Annotated in this window: 15 protein-coding genes; 11 read left to right on the top strand and 4 right to left on the bottom strand. The window is 61.0% G+C overall.

Annotated elements, in window-relative coordinates; all coding sequences use genetic code 11:
- Nucleotides 1-25 precede the first annotated feature (25 nt).
- The 4 genes from ATO7_RS13710 to ATO7_RS13695 are packed head-to-tail and all read right to left on the bottom strand — an operon-like array spanning nt 26 to nt 4,596.
- Nucleotides 26-1,780 carry a sugar phosphorylase gene (locus ATO7_RS13710; RefSeq protein ID WP_083562599.1) on the bottom strand — a complete coding sequence of 585 codons (1,755 nt, stop codon included), beginning with the start codon at nt 1,778-1,780 and terminating at the stop codon, nt 26-28.
- Nucleotides 1,780-3,000, bottom strand: coding sequence for a glycosyltransferase family protein (locus ATO7_RS13705; RefSeq protein ID WP_083562598.1), 1,221 nt, complete (start codon nt 2,998-3,000; stop codon nt 1,780-1,782). Before ATO7_RS13705 ends, ATO7_RS13710 begins: the two co-directional genes overlap by 1 nt.
- Nucleotides 2,993-3,766, bottom strand: a complete 774-nt coding sequence (locus tag ATO7_RS13700) for an HAD-IIB family hydrolase (RefSeq protein WP_083562595.1) — start codon at nt 3,764-3,766, stop codon at nt 2,993-2,995. Before ATO7_RS13700 ends, ATO7_RS13705 begins: the two co-directional genes overlap by 8 nt.
- Nucleotides 3,763-4,596, bottom strand: a complete 834-nt coding sequence (locus ATO7_RS13695; protein WP_083562920.1) for a hypothetical protein — start codon at nt 4,594-4,596, stop codon at nt 3,763-3,765. Before ATO7_RS13695 ends, ATO7_RS13700 begins: the two co-directional genes overlap by 4 nt.
- Nucleotides 4,597-4,731: 135 nt before the next feature.
- Here ATO7_RS13695 and ATO7_RS13690 point away from each other — a divergent pair, with 135 nt between their 5' ends.
- From ATO7_RS13690 to ATO7_RS13640, 11 genes are all read left to right on the top strand, one after another.
- Nucleotides 4,732-5,649, top strand: a complete 918-nt coding sequence (locus ATO7_RS13690) for a hypothetical protein (RefSeq protein ID WP_146680357.1) — start codon at nt 4,732-4,734, stop codon at nt 5,647-5,649.
- Nucleotides 5,650-5,661: 12 nt separating this feature from the next.
- Nucleotides 5,662-6,429: an SDR family NAD(P)-dependent oxidoreductase gene (locus ATO7_RS13685; RefSeq protein WP_083562591.1), complete on the top strand. Its 768-nt coding sequence runs from the start codon at nt 5,662-5,664 to the stop codon at nt 6,427-6,429.
- Nucleotides 6,430-6,567: 138 nt separating this feature from the next.
- Nucleotides 6,568-6,849: an FmdB family zinc ribbon protein gene (locus ATO7_RS13680; protein ID WP_083562589.1), complete on the top strand. Its 282-nt coding sequence runs from the start codon at nt 6,568-6,570 to the stop codon at nt 6,847-6,849.
- A 14-nt stretch (nt 6,850-6,863) separates the two neighbouring features.
- Nucleotides 6,864-7,481 carry a DUF502 domain-containing protein gene (locus ATO7_RS13675; RefSeq protein WP_083562918.1) on the top strand — a complete coding sequence of 206 codons (618 nt, stop codon included), beginning with the start codon at nt 6,864-6,866 and terminating at the stop codon, nt 7,479-7,481.
- A gap of 32 nt (nt 7,482-7,513) precedes the next feature.
- A complete protein-coding gene (gene aspS, locus ATO7_RS13670; RefSeq protein WP_083562587.1) occupies nt 7,514-9,307 on the top strand; it encodes an aspartate--tRNA ligase in 1,794 nt (597 codons plus the stop codon).
- A complete protein-coding gene (locus ATO7_RS13665) occupies nt 9,291-10,970 on the top strand; it encodes a hypothetical protein (protein ID WP_083562585.1) in 1,680 nt (559 codons plus the stop codon). Before aspS ends, ATO7_RS13665 begins: the two co-directional genes overlap by 17 nt.
- Before the next feature lie 86 nt (nt 10,971-11,056).
- Nucleotides 11,057-12,151, top strand: a complete 1,095-nt coding sequence (gene nadA / locus ATO7_RS13660; protein WP_083562583.1) for a quinolinate synthase NadA — start codon at nt 11,057-11,059, stop codon at nt 12,149-12,151.
- 18 nt (nt 12,152-12,169) lie between these two features.
- Nucleotides 12,170-13,435: a serine hydroxymethyltransferase gene (gene glyA / locus ATO7_RS13655; RefSeq protein ID WP_169712865.1), complete on the top strand. Its 1,266-nt coding sequence runs from the start codon at nt 12,170-12,172 to the stop codon at nt 13,433-13,435.
- 32 nt (nt 13,436-13,467) lie between these two features.
- The gene (nrdR, locus tag ATO7_RS13650) at nt 13,468-13,980 is read left to right on the top strand and encodes a transcriptional regulator NrdR (RefSeq protein WP_083562580.1); all 513 of its coding nucleotides are present in this window, start codon (nt 13,468-13,470) and stop codon (nt 13,978-13,980) included.
- On the top strand, nt 13,977-15,035 hold the full coding sequence (ribD, locus tag ATO7_RS13645) for a bifunctional diaminohydroxyphosphoribosylaminopyrimidine deaminase/5-amino-6-(5-phosphoribosylamino)uracil reductase RibD (RefSeq protein ID WP_083562577.1): 1,059 nt from the start codon (nt 13,977-13,979) through the stop codon (nt 15,033-15,035). The genes nrdR and ribD overlap by 4 nt, the downstream gene beginning before the upstream one ends.
- A gap of 3 nt (nt 15,036-15,038) precedes the next feature.
- Complete coding sequence (locus ATO7_RS13640) at nt 15,039-15,653, top strand: riboflavin synthase (protein WP_083562575.1); 615 nt, start codon at nt 15,039-15,041, stop codon at nt 15,651-15,653.
- Nucleotides 15,654-15,655 lie beyond the last annotated feature (2 nt).

Raw genomic sequence — 15,655 nt, 5'->3', positions numbered from 1 at the left:
TAAGGGACCTCAGTGTGCCACGGCTTCAGCGGTCGATGTTGCCGCGTCGGTTGCTGATCCACACGCTCTGATAGGGCGCCAGGCTCAGGCTTTCGGTCAGCGAATCGTAGGTTTGACCCGAGATCAGGTCGAACCAGTCGTGCTGCAGCATCAGGTTGAGCTCGGTCAGCGGGATGGTCTGCGGCTGATCGGTGATGTTGTTGAGCGCGAAGATGTTCTGGGTGCGATCCAGACTGTGGCGACGGAAGCCGAAGATGGCGTCACTCAGATGCAGGGTGAACTGCAGGGCGTTGGGGTGAAAGGCCGGCTGCGCTTTGCGCAGACGGATCAGCGCCTTGAGGCGTTCGAACACCTGATGGTGCTCGCTGGCCGGATCGGCCAGAGCTTGCTCCAGCTGCCCGGCATCCCACTGATGGCGATTGATGGCACGCGCATGACCGGTGGCGGTGACCCGCGGCAGATCGTTGTGGGTGCCGATCAGACTGTGAATGTAGAGGGCCGGGATGCCTTCCAGCGCGAGCATGATGGCGTGGGCGCAGATGAAGCGTTCGATGTTGTAGCCATCCTTGCCTTTATGGGTGCCCTGCAGCGCATCGAACAGGGCGATGTTGAGCTCATAGGGTTTGCGTGCGCCGTGTTCCAGTGCGCGCCAGGAGACTTGGCCACCGAACGCTTCGGCGGTGCGCACCAGGGCATCGATCTCGGCGTCATCAAGCAGCCCTTCGGCCGGGCGCAGGCCGATGCCGTCATGCGAGGCGAGAAAATTGAAATAGGTGGTGCCGAACTGGGCCGGGGGCATGCTCATCAGCCAGTTCTTGAGGTAGTGGCAATCGCCGCTCCACAAGCTGTGCAACAGCAGCGGTGGCAGCGAGAAGTTGTAAACCATGTGCGCTTCGTTGGAATTGCCGAAGTAGGACAGGTTTTCGCGATTGGGGATATTGGTTTCCGTGATCAGGATGGCGTTGGTGTCGACATGCTCGATCAGGGTGCGCAGCAGGCGCACGATTTCGTGGGTTTGCGGCAGGTTGAGGGATGGGCTGCCTTCCTCCTTCCACAGAAAGGCCACGGCATCGAGGCGGAACACCCGGATGCCGCAATCCAGATAGAAACGCAGAATGCGCGCGAACTCGATCAGCACGGCCGGGTTGGCGAAGTTGAGATCAACCTGATCGTGACTGAAGGTGCACCACACATTGAGGATGCCGCGGTCCTCGGTCTCGCTGGGGCGCAGCAGCGGGCTGGTGCGTGGGCGCACAACCTGACGCAGGTCGGCGCCTTCGTCCATGACCACGAAGTAGTCGCGTCCTGGTGGCTGGTTCTTGAGGAAATTCTTGAACCAGGGATGCTCGCTGGAGCAATGGTTGATGACCACGTCCGACATCACGCGGCGGTCGCCGGCGAGGCGCTGAATGTCGTCCCAGCCGCCCAGCTCCTTGCGCACCGACAGATAGTCGCTGACCGCAAATCCGTCATCCGAGGTGTAGGGGAAAAACGGCAGCACATGAACCCCGGTCAATTCCTTGTCGAGGTGGCGGCTGAGAAACTTGCGCAGGGTGACCAGCCCTTTTTGATGCGGATCCTGTATCGAATCACCGTAGGTGATCAGCCAGACATCGGATTCGTCCCACGGGTTGTTGAACTGGGCCGGCAGCGGCGGCGATGTGGTCAGGCCCATCACATCCAGCAGTTCCAGGGCCAGCGGGTTGAGATCAACCTGCGGGTAAATCACCTTGAGGTGAGTGGTGACCCGGGCCAGCAGTTCGCGATTGTGGGTGTCCATCAGGCGTACTGGGTGTGATCTTCATCCACCGCTTGGCGGATGTCAGGAAGGATGCCGTCGATGGCGCTGGCCACACGGTTCCAGCTCGGAATAAATGGCGTTTCCATCGGGTGATCAAGAAAATGCTTGCCCGCCCGCACGATGTTCTGGGCGAACATCTCGACCGCTTTTTCTTCGGCGTGGATGTCGACTTTCAGACCATTCATGGTGGCGTCGTTGGCGTAGGTTTCGATGAAATCCAGGGCGATGCGGAAGTAAGTCGCCTTGATCGAGCGGAAGTGCTCGTTGGTAAAGACCACACCGGTGGTGGCGAGCTTGCGATACAGCGCTTTGATGATGTCGATGGACATCTTCGACAGGCCTTGGGTAGCGTCCTGCGGTGACAGCTGCTGGTGCTTGTGGTCGTAGACATCGGCGATGTCGGCCTGGCAGATACGGTTGGTCGAATAGTTGCGGTACATCTCCGACAGCACCCCGATTTCCAGGCCCCAGTCGCTGGGTATGCGCAGATCAGTGACCACATCCAGGCGCATGGAAAATTCCCCCGCCAGGGCATAGCGGAAGCTGTCCATGTACTCCAGATAATCCAGCGGGCCGAACACGGTTTTCAGGGTGCGCAGCAGCGGAGTCACGAGCAGTCGGCAGACCCGGCCGTTGAGGGCACCATTGGCAATGCGCGAGTAATACCCCTTGCAGAACTGGTAGTTGAAGGCCGGGTGCGCGACCGGATAGAGCAGCCGGGCCGGCAGGGCGCGGTCATAGGTGACGATGTCGCAATCATGCAGACCGACCGCACCGCCGGTGCCGGTGGAGAGCAGATAGCCCATCGAGTACCACACGTTGCATCCCTTGCCGAGTTCCTTGGGTGCGAGATTTTCCGCACTAAGGCGCTGGTTGATCGCCTGCATGCGTGGACCGTCGTTCCAGATCACCCGATGCTGCTGCGGCAGGGCCGAGAAAAAGTCGCGCGCGGCACGGTACTGGGCCTCGTCGGCGCGATCCAGGCCGATGATGATCTGATGCAGATACGGCAGTTCGCGCAGGGTTTCAAGAATCGGCCCCATGGCCGGTCCTTCCAGCTCGGAATACAGGCATGGCAGCACCAGGGTCAGCGGCCGCGTCTTGTTGAAACGGCACAGCTCGTCTTCCAACTGGTGCACCGGGCGGTCCACCAGATTGTGCATCGTGGTGATGACACCGCCCTGGTAAAAATCACTCATGTCTCAACCAACCTTGTTGCAAAATGATTGTCATGGCTTCGGCCCAGCCGGCCGGTCCGTAGTTCTTGGTTTGTAGCAGACGACGCGGTGGTGTCGTCAACGTGGGGAAATCGTAGGCTGGCGATCGCACCTGCACGCCTATGTCGGCGGCCTCGATCATGGCCACGTCATTCTCGCCATCGCCCAGCGCAACGCTCACCGGGGCCTGCTCGCAGGCCATCAGCTGACGCAGGGCGCTGGCTTTGTCATGGCGGCCCTGCACGTGAAAGAAGCGTCCGCCGCGCAGCAGTTGCAGGCCGTGCTCACCCAGGGCCTGACGAAAAACCTGCAGTGCTGCCTCGTCATCCAGCCACTTCAGCGGTTCGGACCAGCGACGCTGGCGTGCCCGCTCTGCGTTGTCAGGGCTCAGGCCGGTCCAGTCCACGATTTGCGCGGTTGTGGCGTCGGAAAAGCCACAAAAGCGCAGACCGGTTTGCTGGCGGATGTGCTGCAGAGTGTCGAGCAAAATCTCTCGCGCAACGCCCTGGCAGGCTTGCAATGATCCGTCGGGAGCATGGATGGCGGCGCCGTTTTCCACCACATATGCACCATTGAGGTGCAATGTTCGGTGCCAGCGCGCCGTTTCGCGTGCGGTTTTACTGGTGTTCAGTATCACCGCATGTCCGGCCTGTTGGACCTGCTCAAGCGTGGCCAGGGCGGGGCGCGTGTCGTAGTTGTCGTGGTCGAGTAGCGTGCCATCCAGGTCGCTGAAAATCAGGGCGCTCAAGAGCGGATGTCCTGAGCGATCACCTGATGCGCCGCATCAATGCTGCGCACCACATCAGCCTGCTGCGGCAACGTGTTCAAGGCATGCTGGGTGAGGCGCTGATAATGCTGAATGAAGCGCTGCAGCTGCCTTTCATCCATCAGACGATGGTTCTGCGCGCGGTTGTTCGCGGCGGTTTCGGCCTCCTGCTGACGGCGCCAGTCGAGCACCGCTGACCAGCCAGGAATGCGCAGGTAGAGCAGAGCGTCGAGCCGCCCAAACAGGGCTGGGTAGTTTTGCTTGAGTTGCTGATTAACCCACTGCCGCCAGGCGCCATCGGCATCTTCGTGGCACTCCAGCGGATTCACCGCGCTCACCAGGGCGGCGGCGTCCTGCGCGCCTACGCCGACACACCAGCCTTCAAAGATCAGCAGATCAAGTGGCCCTTTTACGTCATCCCAATCGCATTCGGGGTGACGATCATCCTGAGCTTTGTTAAAGCGTGGAAACAGCACGGTCTCTCCGGGGCTGAGTTGGCGTGCAGCATCGATGACCGAACAACCCATGGCGACATCATGGGTGCCTGGAACGCCGCGCGTTGCCAGCAGAGGATGCACCGATCGTGCCAATTCCTGGCGCTCGGCGTGAGTCAGGTAGAGATCGTCAAGCGACAGACTTGCGCAACGTAAGCCACGCGTTTGCAAGCTTTGAACAAGGTTTGTGGCCAGGGTGGATTTGCCTGAGCCTTGCGAGCCACAGATGCCAAGTACCAGGCAGCCGGCTTGCGCATCGATGCGCTGCTGCAACCAATCGAGCAGGGCGGCGTCATAGTCTGCGGACGTGCTGAGCATGGACATACTCTAATTCAGGACCGCTGTGCGTCGCCCAGTGAGCGAGCGCCTGCGGCGGTTTCGGGGACAAACTCATAACAGTTGCGCCGCCCTCGCGGTATCATCGGCGCACAATTTTTTCGACGGGACAGTGACATGCGGATCGGTGTGAAGACGGGCATCGTGATTTTGGCGAGCGGATTGATGGTGGGGTGTGGCAGTTCTGATGGCGAGTCCGGTCCGTCACTTAACGATGCGCGTGCGCCTGCACCACTGGATAGCGCAACGGACGTTGCCGTTGCGGCGAGTTATATCAATGTCATGTCCGTCATCAATGGAGCGGTCGGCGAACTTGGCGAATTCAACCCCTTAATCGCACGCAAGGTTTACACCATGAGCAGCAAGCTCAGGGTTGAGGACAATTGCGATGCTGACAGCGGGCGTTTTGTTTACGACGACACCACGGCCGAAGAGACCGTGCGCATCGAGTTTTACGGCTGCCGACTGGATGGTGCCGTGCTCGATGGCATTCTGACCCTGCAGTGTCTGTCAGGCAGTTTCGAGGACGAATCCTGCAGCAATGAACGGGTCAGCTTTGGCGACAATGGCGGCGAAGTGCGCGTGGTCGAAGGGGGAGAAGTGTTCCGCATCGGTGGTGCGTGGGAATTCAGCGATGTCGAAGGTTTTGAGACCATTTCCCAGACGCTGGAGGCCCGTGTGGCACGTGGCGAAGATCTGCAGTTGGCCTATGTGGCTGATCGTTTCGAGATGGATGTCGACTACTCGACAGGCACCGATCCGGTGATTTTCGTCAACGGCAAGGTCGGATTGGCAGCCAGTGGCACAACCATTGATTGCGGTCTGGGCGGCACGGTTACCTACAACACGCTGACGCAGATCGCTTTGAATGAAAGTGGGGAGCCGGTGTCGGGTCGTATTCGCCTGAACAACGCTGACAGTCAGGTTGCGATCATCGAATTTCAAAGCAATGGTGATCTCAGTGTCACGGTTGATGGGGGAACCAGCACGATCACGCGTGCCAAGTACGCCAGTTTGTGCGCCATCAACGGTTGAGCGGAGAACAATATGAGCAGTGTTGCAGGCAAGCGCATCCTCATCACCGGTGCATCGAGCGGGATAGGGCGTGCGGCGGCTCTCCAACTGGCTGAGCAGGGCGCGGAGCTGATCCTGGCCGCGCGTCGTGAAGATGAACTGCAAGCCCTGGTTGACGACATTCATGCGGCCGGCGGCAAGGCGGCCAGCTACAGCGTAGATCTATCGGATTTTGAGGCGCTTGATGCTTTTGCCGACCAGGTGCTCGCCGATTTCGGCGCGGTTGATGTGCTGGTCAACAACGCAGGGCGCTCCATCCGTCGGCCGATCACGGAGTCACTGGACCGTTTCCACGATTTCGAACGCTGCATGCAGATCAACTATTTCTCGGCGGTGCGGCTGACCCTGAAGCTGTTGCCGGCGATGCTGGCTCAGCAGCACGGTCATGTGATCAATGTGTTGACCTGGGGCACCTTGCTGCCGGCGCCGCGGTTTTCCGCCTACGTGGGCAGCAAAATGGCGCTGGACGGCTTCTCCCAAAGCTTGGCCTCGGAGCTGCCTTCCAAGGGCATTGCTGTGACCACGGTGCATTACCCGATCGTGCGCACGCCGATGATCGCGCCGACCAAGGCTTACGACAAAATGCCGGGTATGAGCGCGGAGCAGGCCGGCGCTTGGATCGTAAAAGCGGTGAAAAAGCGCCCGTCGCGTATTGCTCCACGTTTTGCGCTGGCGGCCGGTCTGAATTCCTACATTTTCCCCAAACTGGCTCAGCGTATCGCGGGCAAGTTGCCGGTTTAAGCCACTTTGAGCCTTGGGGTTTGCTTTGTATCGCTTGTCATCGGACATTTCAAAAGCAGATTCCAGGACTTGCATGTCAGTATTGAAAACGACTTCGCTGGCCCCATTTCGTCGCCAGTTTGACTCCAGGACAACCTGATGCCGATCTACGAATACCGTTGCACCGCGTGCGAACATGAGCTTGAAGCCCTGCAGAAAATCAGTGATGCGCCGTTGACCCATTGTCCGGCCTGCGACAGCGAAAATCTGGTCAAGAAGGTTTCTGCAGCCGCATTTCGCCTCAAGGGCGGTGGCTGGTATGAAACCGACTTCAAGAAGGACGGCAAGCGCAATCTGGCCGGGGATGCCGGCAAGCCGGCGGCCAGTTCGTCGGACAGTGCCAGCAGCAGTGCCTCGTCCAAGGCCAGCGACGCGGCGTGAAAATCACCAGTCTGATGCGCCGCTGGCTCATCGCCGGACTGCTGGTGTGGTTGCCGCTGGTGGCCACGCTGCTGGTGCTCAGACTGGTTGTCGAACTGCTCGACAAATCCCTGGTATTGCTGCCGCCGCCGTGGCGGCCGGAAAATCTGCTTGGCGTTGATGTGCCCGGGCTGGGCATCGTGCTCAGTCTGATCATCGTGCTGGGAACCGGCGCAACGGTGGCCAATATCATCGGTCGCCGTGTGGTGGAGGTGACCGAGGCCGCGCTCGAGCGCATTCCGCTGGTGCGCTCGGTCTATGGCGGTGTCAAAAAACTCACCGGCGCGGTGATGTCGGGCGACAGCCAGACCTTCCGCAAGGTGTTGTTGGTGCAATATCCGCGACGTGATTGCTGGACGCTGGCCTTCCAGACCGCCGATCCGGCGCGTTCGGTCAGCGACAAGGCCGGTGATGTGGTTACGGTGTACGTGCCGACCACGCCCAATCCCACCTCCGGCTTCGTGGTGTTTCTGCCGCGTGCCGATGTGCAGGAGCTGGATATGTCGATCGAAGATGCGCTGCAGCTCATCATGACACTCGGCGTAGTCACGCCAGAGAAGGCTGCGCTTGAGGCGCGGGCGGCGAAATCGTAAGCTAGCGCGCTTTTTTGGCGCAGCATTCCTACATGTACAGAACACATTACTGCGGCGCGGTTACCGCGGAGCAGATTGATCAGGAAATCACCGTTTCAGGCTGGGTCCACCGGCGGCGCGATCATGGTGGCGTGATATTCGCCGACCTGCGTGACCACAGTGGCCTGCTGCAGGTGGTTTTCGACCCGGATGAGCCGGCGCTCTTCGCCGATGCGGAACGTTTGCGTTCGGAGTTCTGTATCAAGGTCCGCGCGCGCGTGCGGCGCCGTCCTGCGGGTACCGAGAACACTGATCTGAGCACCGGTGAGGTTGAGGTCTACGCGCTGTCGATGGATATCCTCAGTCGCTCGGAGCCGGTGCCGTTCCAGCTCGACGAAGACGAAGCCGGCGAAGAAACCCGTTTGCGCTATCGCTTCCTGGACCTGCGCCGCCCGGTCATGCAGCAGCGCATGCGTCTGCGTGCCAAAGTGATCGGCTACTTGCGCCGCCATCTGGAAGACCGCGGTTTTCTGGAGATTGAAACGCCGGTACTGACCCGCGCCACGCCGGAAGGTGCGCGCGACTATCTGGTGCCGAGCCGTACCCACCCGGGCGAATTCTTTGCGCTGCCGCAGTCGCCACAACTGTTCAAGCAGTTGCTGATGATGGGCGGCTGCGACCTGTACTACCAGGTTGCCCGCTGCTTCCGTGATGAAGACCTGCGCGCCGATCGTCAGCCGGAATTCACCCAGCTCGACATTGAGACCTCGTTCCTCGACGAGGAAGAGATCAAGCAGCGCATGGAAAAAATGATCCGCCAGCTGTTTGCGGATGTGATGGATGTGCAGCTGCCGGATCCGTTCCCGCGCATGTCCTATGCCGAAGCCATGCAGCGTTTCGGTTCCGACAAGCCGGACCTGCGCAACCCGCTGGAACTGGTCGAAGTTGCCGATCTGATGCAGGGCGTGGAGTTCAAGGTCTTTGCCGGTCCGGCTGCCGATCCGGATGGCCGCGTGGCGGTGATGCGCGTGCCCCAGGGCGGGCGTCTGACGCGCAAGGAGATCGACGACTACACCAAGTATGTCGGTCGCTATGGGGCCAAGGGTCTGGCCTACATCAAGGTCAATTCGATCGCTCAGGGTCTGGAAGGATTGCAGTCGCCGATTCTGAAGTTCCTGCCCGAGGCCACCGTCACCGGGATTCTCGAACGCACCGGTGCGCAGGATGGCGATCTGCTGTTCTTCGGCGCTGACAAAGCCAGCGTCGTGAATGGCGCACTGGGCGCACTGCGCCTGGAAGTGGGCAAGGACATGGGGCTGACCGCCGAAGGCTGGGCGCCGTTGTGGGTTGAAGAGTGGCCGATGTTCGAATGGGACGCCGACGCCAAGCGCTGGCAGGCCCTGCATCACCCGTTCACCGCGCCGTCCGATCCGCAGGCGCAGGCCTTGCGGAACGATCCCGGTGGCGCCATGTCCCAAGCCTACGACATGGTGCTGAACGGCAATGAAATTGGTGGTGGCTCGGTACGTATTCACACGGCAGAGATGCAGCAAGCCGTGTTTGATGTGCTGGGTATCAGCAATGAGGAAGCGCAGGAGAAATTCGGCTTCCTGCTGAACGCGCTGAAATATGGGTGCCCGCCGCATGGTGGCATCGCTTTCGGCCTGGATCGTCTGGTCATGCTGATGTGCGCTGCGGAGTCGATCCGTGACGTCATCGCATTCCCCAAGACCCAGTCCGCAAGCTGCCCGCTCACCGACGCCCCGGGGCTGGCCAGCGACGCGCAACTGCGTGAGCTGGGCATTCGTCTGCGGGCCAAAGCGAAAACTGATGAAAGCAATAGCTAAGCACCTGACTCTGCCCGCCGGCCTCGCGTCGGCGGTGCTGTTCTCCGCCTGCGGCAGCATTGGCGATGGCAATGGGCCTGTAAGCCTGGAGCTGTTTGTCAATGGGGATTCCGAAAGTGGCGAGGTCTTTCGTTGCCAGATCAACACGCCCAGTGCGGTGTTGACCTTTGACAACGGAACCGCGTCGAACTTTGCCGGTCGGGCAACCTGGTCGTCGAGCAATCCGGATGTGCTGGCTGTCAGCAACGGGGATTACCCGGCGCCGGACGATCAGTTTTTCGTCAACGGTGTCATTCTGCCGATCGCGCCCGGCACCGCCACGCTCACCGTCAACTATCTCGATTTCGAAGATTCTATTGAAGTGACGGTGAGCGAGACCGATCTGAGCGTCACGCCCAAGAATCAGACCCTGATTCAAGGCCAGAGCGTATTCATGAGCGCCACGGGCGTGCTGCACAGTGAGAGTGCGCTGCTGGCCGCGGATTTTTCCGGTCTAGGGCAGTGGAGCGTAGTGGGTGCCGAGGAAGATGCTTCCGCCAGCACCATCGACAGCGCCAATGGTCTGCTCAGCGCACGTGATGATGCAGAAGGCGTGGATCGAGTCGAGTTCCGTATCGATTTCTGCGACACCACCGTGGGTGTCGACGTCAGTGTGTTGAACCAGACGCTGGACAGCATTGAGCTGGTGCGTGCTGATGACCGCGACAGTCCTCTGAGTGAAGTCAGTGTGCCGCCGGATGCCAGCGTCGCGCTGCGTGCCATTGGCCATTTCAGTGGCGGGTTCACCCAGGATATGACCAGCCGCGTGCTGTTCAGCCTGGATGATGAGGATGTTGGGTTCGCCAGCCTGCGTGGCGCCGGTGTGATCACCTCGCTGGTTGAAGCGGGTGGCAGCAGCGCGCAAGTCACCGCGACCTTCGACCCGGACAGCGAGGTGGAAGGCGACGAAACGGTTACCGCACCGATCACCCTGAACGTGCTTGACGTGACGCTGGATCCGGCTTCGCTGGATATTCAGCCGCGCGATACTTTGATGCTGCAGGGTTCGAGTCTGGCCTTCAGCGTGACCGGCGAGTTCAGTGGTCCGGATGGTGACGTGACTTGGGATCTGACTCGCGATGTGGTCTGGGCTTCTGATGAACCGTCGCTGGCCTCGGTGCTGAACACCAATGGTTCGCGTGGTGTTGCGCTCAGTTCCACCGCCTTGACCGGTGTGGTTGAGGTTTCGGCGTTGCGCGTCGGTGGCGACGGCCCTGAGGAGGCGCCGTTGACCACGCTGATCGTGGGAAGCGAAGAGCAGGCTGAAGATGGTGAAGAGATCGAAGTGGCCGAGGTTTACGCGCTGAATGTCGAAATCGCCGAGGGCGAACCGGTGTTCGGGCAACTGGTTGAGCTGCGCGCTGTTGCTGATATTGGCATTGGCGAAGCGCAGACCACCCAGGACATCACCACCTTGGTGGTGTGGACCTCATCCGATCCGGAAGTGGCCTATGTGGGCAATCAATCCGGTGGCCGTGGTGTGGTCAGCATCATGACCGAGGAGATGGACCAGAGCGTCACGCTGACCGCGCGGTACTTCGATGAAGAGCTACAGGCGCGCGATGTGGCCGGCACGATTGAACTGCTGGTCAATCCCAGCCCCGAGGAGACGCCCGCCGAGTAGGGCGCGCCAGCCTGTTGCTGCGCCGCGCGCTGATTTGGGCGAAAATAGACAGCCGAATTATCGGCATGGACGTATGAGGTGACGCCATGACTGCATCACTTGCCATTCAGGATTTCGACGCGCTCGACGATGCCAGCTGCGAAGGGCGCATTGTTGCGGCCAAAGCGGCGCTGGGCGAGCGTTTGGCCATATTGGGCCACCACTATCAGCGCGACGAGGTGTTCAAGCACGCCGACTACTCCGGTGATTCGCTCAAGCTGTCACGCGAAGCGGCGGAATCTGATGCCGACTTCATCGTATTTTGTGGCGTGCACTTCATGGCCGAGGTTGCTGACATCCTGACCCGCCCGGAGCAGAGCGTGATTCTGCCGGACATGGCAGCGGGCTGTTCGATGGCGGACATGGCCAATCTGGCCAATGTTGAGCGCGCCTGGCGTGAGCTGTCCGAGGTGCTGGATCCGGATGAAACGGTCACCCCGGTGACCTACATCAACTCGGCGGCCGATCTGAAGTCCTTCTGCGGACGTCACGGTGGCGTGGTGTGCACTTCGACCAATGCCCGCGGCATCCTCGAGTGGGCCTTCAATCAGCGTGAGAAAGTGCTGTTCTTCCCGGACCAACATCTGGGGCGCAACACCGGCTACGGCATGGGGATTCCGCTCGAGCAGATGGTCGTGTGGGATTTCGACAAACCGCAGGGCGGCCTCACCGCCGAACAGATCAAGGCGGCCAAGATCATTTTGTGGAAGGGGTTCTGCTCGGTCCACCAGATGTTCAAACCGGAACATATCGACCGCTTCCGCGAGCGTGAGCCCAACGGCAAGGTGATTTCGCACCCGGAGAACAGCTTCGAGGTGTGCCAGAAATCCGATGTGGTCGGTTCCACCGAAGCGATACTCAAGACCGTGCGTGCCTCCGAGCCCGGCACCACGTGGCTGGTTGGCACCGAGCTCAATCTGGTCAACCGTCTGCACCACGAAATGAAGCCCAAAGGGGTCAACGTTCAGTTCATGTCACCGGTGGTGTGCATGTGCTCGACGATGTTCCGCACCGATCCGCAACATCTGGCCTGGACGCTGGAGAATCTCGTTGCCGGTGAGGTCGTCAACCAGATTCGTGTTCCAGCCGAGGTCGCTGAACCGGCGCGCCTGGCCCTGGAACGCATGCTGCAAATCACCTGATAGAGAGATTGACCGCCCGTGTACGTGAATTTCCCGACGCTGTCCGAAGCCGATCCGGAACTGTTTGCCACCATCGATGCCGAGGCCAAGCGCCAGGAACAGCATATTGAGCTGATCGCGTCAGAAAACTATGCCTCGCCGGCCGTGATGCAGGCTCAAGGCACGGTGCTGACCAATAAGTACGCGGAAGGCTTGCCGGGCCGTCGCTATTACGGTGGTTGCGAGTTTGTTGACCAGAGTGAAGATCTGGCGCGCGAGCGGGCCAAACAGCTGTTTGGCGCCAAGTTCGCCAACGTGCAGCCGCACTCGGGAGCCCAGGCCAACGCCGCGGTGTTTCTGGCGCTGCTGCAGCCGGGTGACAAGTTTCTTGGTTTCTCGCTGGCCCATGGCGGTCACCTGACCCATGGCTCACCGGTCAACTTCTCCGGCAAGCTGTATCAGCCGATTGCCTATGAGCTGAATGCCGAAACCGGCGAGATTGATTACGACGCGCTGGAAGAGGCTGCACGGCGTGAGAAGCCGAAGATGATTCTGGGTGGTTTCTCCGCCTACTCACGGCATGTGGACTGGGCGCGCATGCGTCGTCTGGCCGACGAAATCGGCGCCTGGTTCATGGTTGACATGGCTCACGTGGCGGGCTTGGTCGCCACCGGCGCCTATCCCAGCCCGCTGCCGCACGCGCATGTGGTGACCACAACCACGCACAAGACTTTGCGCGGCCCACGCGGTGGCCTGATTCTGTCCGCCGAAGACAACGAAGATCTGCACAAGAAGCTGAACTCGGCGGTGTTCCCGGGCCAGCAGGGCGGTCCGCTGATGCATGTCATCGCAGCCAAGGCCGTGGCCTTTGGTGAGGCGCTGAAGCCGGAGTTTGCCGAGTACCAGCAGCAGGTCCTGAAGAACGCCAAGGCCATGGCTGAGGTCATGATCGAGCGCGGCTACAAGGTGGTGTCTGGCGGTACCGATGATCATCTGTTCCTGGTTGATATGATCGGTCGTGAGGTTACGGGCAAAGATGCCGAAGAGACCCTTGGTCAGGCTCATATCACGCTGAACAAGAATGCGGTGCCGAATGATCCGCGCTCGCCGTTTGTGACCAGCGGGCTGCGTATCGGCTCGCCAGCCGGCACCACGCGCGGTTTCAAAGAGGCCGAAATGGCCCAGATCGCCGGCTGGATCTGCGACATCCTCGATGCGTTGCAGGCTGGCGATGCCCAGACGACGGTTGATCAGGTGCGCGGCCAGGTGGCGGAGTTGTGCGCGCGCTTCCCGGTCTACGGCTAAGGCTGTTCGTCGTCGCTCGGGGTTGATGCGTCTTGCAGTGTCCTTTTTGCAACGAACCGGATACCCGCGTCGTTGATTCACGGCTGGCGGCGGAGGGCTATCAGGTCCGCCGTCGCCGCGAGTGTGGGCAATGCGGCGAGCGCTTCACCACTTTCGAAAGTGCTGAACTGGTCATGCCACTGATCCGCAAGCGCGGTGGTGTGGTGCAGCCGTTTGATGAACAGAAGCTGCGCCGGGGCATCAATCATGCGGTGGCCAAAACGCGGATTTCCGCCGATCAGGTGGAAGCGGCGGTGACCCACGTGATGCACAAGTTGCGCACCACCGGCGAGCGCGAAGTCGAAGCCAGTCAGGTCGGCGACTGGGTCATGCAGGAATTGCAGGATCTGGATCACGTGGCCTACGTACGTTTCGCCGCGGTGTACAAGAACTTCAAGGATGTAGAGGAGTTCCGGCGCGAGATCGAAACCCTGGAGGGCGAACCCGGCCCGGAACTGCGACGCCGCCAGCTCAGCCTGATCGATCTCGAATCGAGCAAGTCATGAGCCTGCGTGATGGCCAGTTTCTGGCCCGGGCGATCCGCCTGGCTGCGCGTGGGCGTCTGAGCTGTGCCCCCAATCCACAGGTCGGCTGCGTCATCGTGCGCGGCGATGTCATCGTGGGCGAGGGTTGGCACCAGCGCGCCGGGCAGGCGCACGCCGAGGTCAACGCTCTGGCCATGGCGGGTGATCGCGCACGCGGCGCCACCGCCTATGTCAGCCTTGAACCGTGCAACCATCAGGGGCGCACAGGGCCCTGTAGCCAGGCCTTGATCAAGGCGGGCATCAAACGCGTGGTGTTTGCCGCGCCGGATGCCAGCGGCGCAAGCGGCGGTGCGCAAGCACTGCGCGAGGCCGGGGTCGAGGTCAGCAGCGGTTTGCTGCAAGCCGAAGCCGCAGCGCTCAATCCCGGTTTTCACCGGCGCATGAGTGGTGGCCGACCGTGGCTGCGCATGAAGTTGGCGATGAGTTTGGATGGGCGCAGCGCGCTGCCAGACGGGCGCAGTCAGTGGATTACCGGTGCGCAGGCACGGCTCGACGGACACCGCTGGAGGGCGCGTTCCTGCGCCATGATCACCGGCGTGGGCACGGTGCTGGCGGATGACCCGCAAATGACCGCGCGCCTGCCTCACGACAGCGTGCAGCAACCTTTGCGGGTGGTTCTCGATCGTGAGCACAGGACCCCGCGTGATGCGCGCTTGAGGGCCGATGAGCACTACCTGATTCTGCATGCCAGTCGGGATCCGGTGCGCAATGGTCAAAGCCTGCCTGTGTGCGATGAACGGCTGGATCTGCATGCCGCCGTGGATGCGCTTGCGGCGCGTGGCTGCAATGAAATCCTGGTCGAGGCCGGGCCTACTGTGTCGGCGGCGTTTCTGCGCGCGGAGCTGGTTGATGAGGTGATCATCTACGCCGCCCCCGCTTTGCTTGGTCAAGGCTTGCCTGCGGCCGAGCTCGGTGTGCTGGATGATCTTGATGCGAGAATTCGCCTGGACTGGCTGGATTCTCGGCGCATCGGCGACGACTTGCGTATCATCGCGCGTCCACAAACGCGTATCTGAATCATGTTCACTGGAATCATCACCGGTTTGGGCCGGCTCGTTGACCGTGTTGATCACGGCGGCGACATGCGCTTTCTGATCGAGACCGGCAATCTGCCAATGGACAAGCCCGATGTCGGCGAAAGCATTGCCGTTAACGGCGTGTGCCTGACCGCGCAGACCTGGGAAAAGAACGCCTTCTGGGCCGACGTATCGGCGGAAACCCTGCGTCTGACCACCCTGGATGATCTGCAGCTTGAACAGCCGGTTAATCTGGAGCGGGCGCTGGCTGCCAGCGACCGCCTCGGCGGCCATCTGGTCAGCGGTCATGTCGATGGCATCGCGCACATCCGCGCTTGTCGCGACGAGGTGCGCAGCCGACAATTTGAACTTGAAGCGCCTGCTGATCTGGCACGCTATATCGCCCGCAAGGGCTCGGTCACGCTCGATGGCGTGAGCCTGACCGTCAACGATGTCAGCGCCAACACTTTCACGGTCAATATCGTGCCGCACACCCAGGAGATGACCACCATCTCGGGGTGGGATGTGGGGCAGCGGATTAATCTGGAAGTGGATGTGGTGGCACGTTATCTCGAACGCCTGCTCAGCGCGCGTGACGACGCCCGCCAAGGACAGTAAAA

Origin of the sequence: Oceanococcus atlanticus (assembly GCF_002088235.1) — a bacterium.
Classification (GTDB): Bacteria; Pseudomonadota; Gammaproteobacteria; order Nevskiales; family Oceanococcaceae; genus Oceanococcus; species Oceanococcus atlanticus.
The sequence above is the reverse complement of the archived record's forward strand: the minus strand, read 5'-3'. Positions and strand labels throughout refer to the sequence as shown.

Coding starts and splice junctions, on each gene's coding strand:
- ATO7_RS13710 (WP_083562599.1), bottom strand. CDS start 1,780: ATGGACACCCACAATCGCGAACTGCTGGCCCGGGTCACCACTCACCTC.
- ATO7_RS13705 (WP_083562598.1), bottom strand. CDS start 3,000: ATGAGTGATTTTTACCAGGGCGGTGTCATCACCACGATGCACAATCTG.
- ATO7_RS13695 (WP_083562920.1), bottom strand. CDS start 4,596: ATGCTCAGCACGTCCGCAGACTATGACGCCGCCCTGCTCGATTGGTTG.
- ATO7_RS13690 (WP_146680357.1), top strand. CDS start 4,732: ATGCGGATCGGTGTGAAGACGGGCATCGTGATTTTGGCGAGCGGATTG.
- ATO7_RS13685 (WP_083562591.1), top strand. CDS start 5,662: ATGAGCAGTGTTGCAGGCAAGCGCATCCTCATCACCGGTGCATCGAGC.
- ATO7_RS13680 (WP_083562589.1), top strand. CDS start 6,568: ATGCCGATCTACGAATACCGTTGCACCGCGTGCGAACATGAGCTTGAA.
- ATO7_RS13675 (WP_083562918.1), top strand. CDS start 6,864: ATGCGCCGCTGGCTCATCGCCGGACTGCTGGTGTGGTTGCCGCTGGTG.
- aspS (WP_083562587.1), top strand. CDS start 7,514: ATGTACAGAACACATTACTGCGGCGCGGTTACCGCGGAGCAGATTGAT.
- ATO7_RS13665 (WP_083562585.1), top strand. CDS start 9,291: ATGAAAGCAATAGCTAAGCACCTGACTCTGCCCGCCGGCCTCGCGTCG.
- nadA (WP_083562583.1), top strand. CDS start 11,057: ATGACTGCATCACTTGCCATTCAGGATTTCGACGCGCTCGACGATGCC.
- ribD (WP_083562577.1), top strand. CDS start 13,977: ATGAGCCTGCGTGATGGCCAGTTTCTGGCCCGGGCGATCCGCCTGGCT.
- ATO7_RS13640 (WP_083562575.1), top strand. CDS start 15,039: ATGTTCACTGGAATCATCACCGGTTTGGGCCGGCTCGTTGACCGTGTT.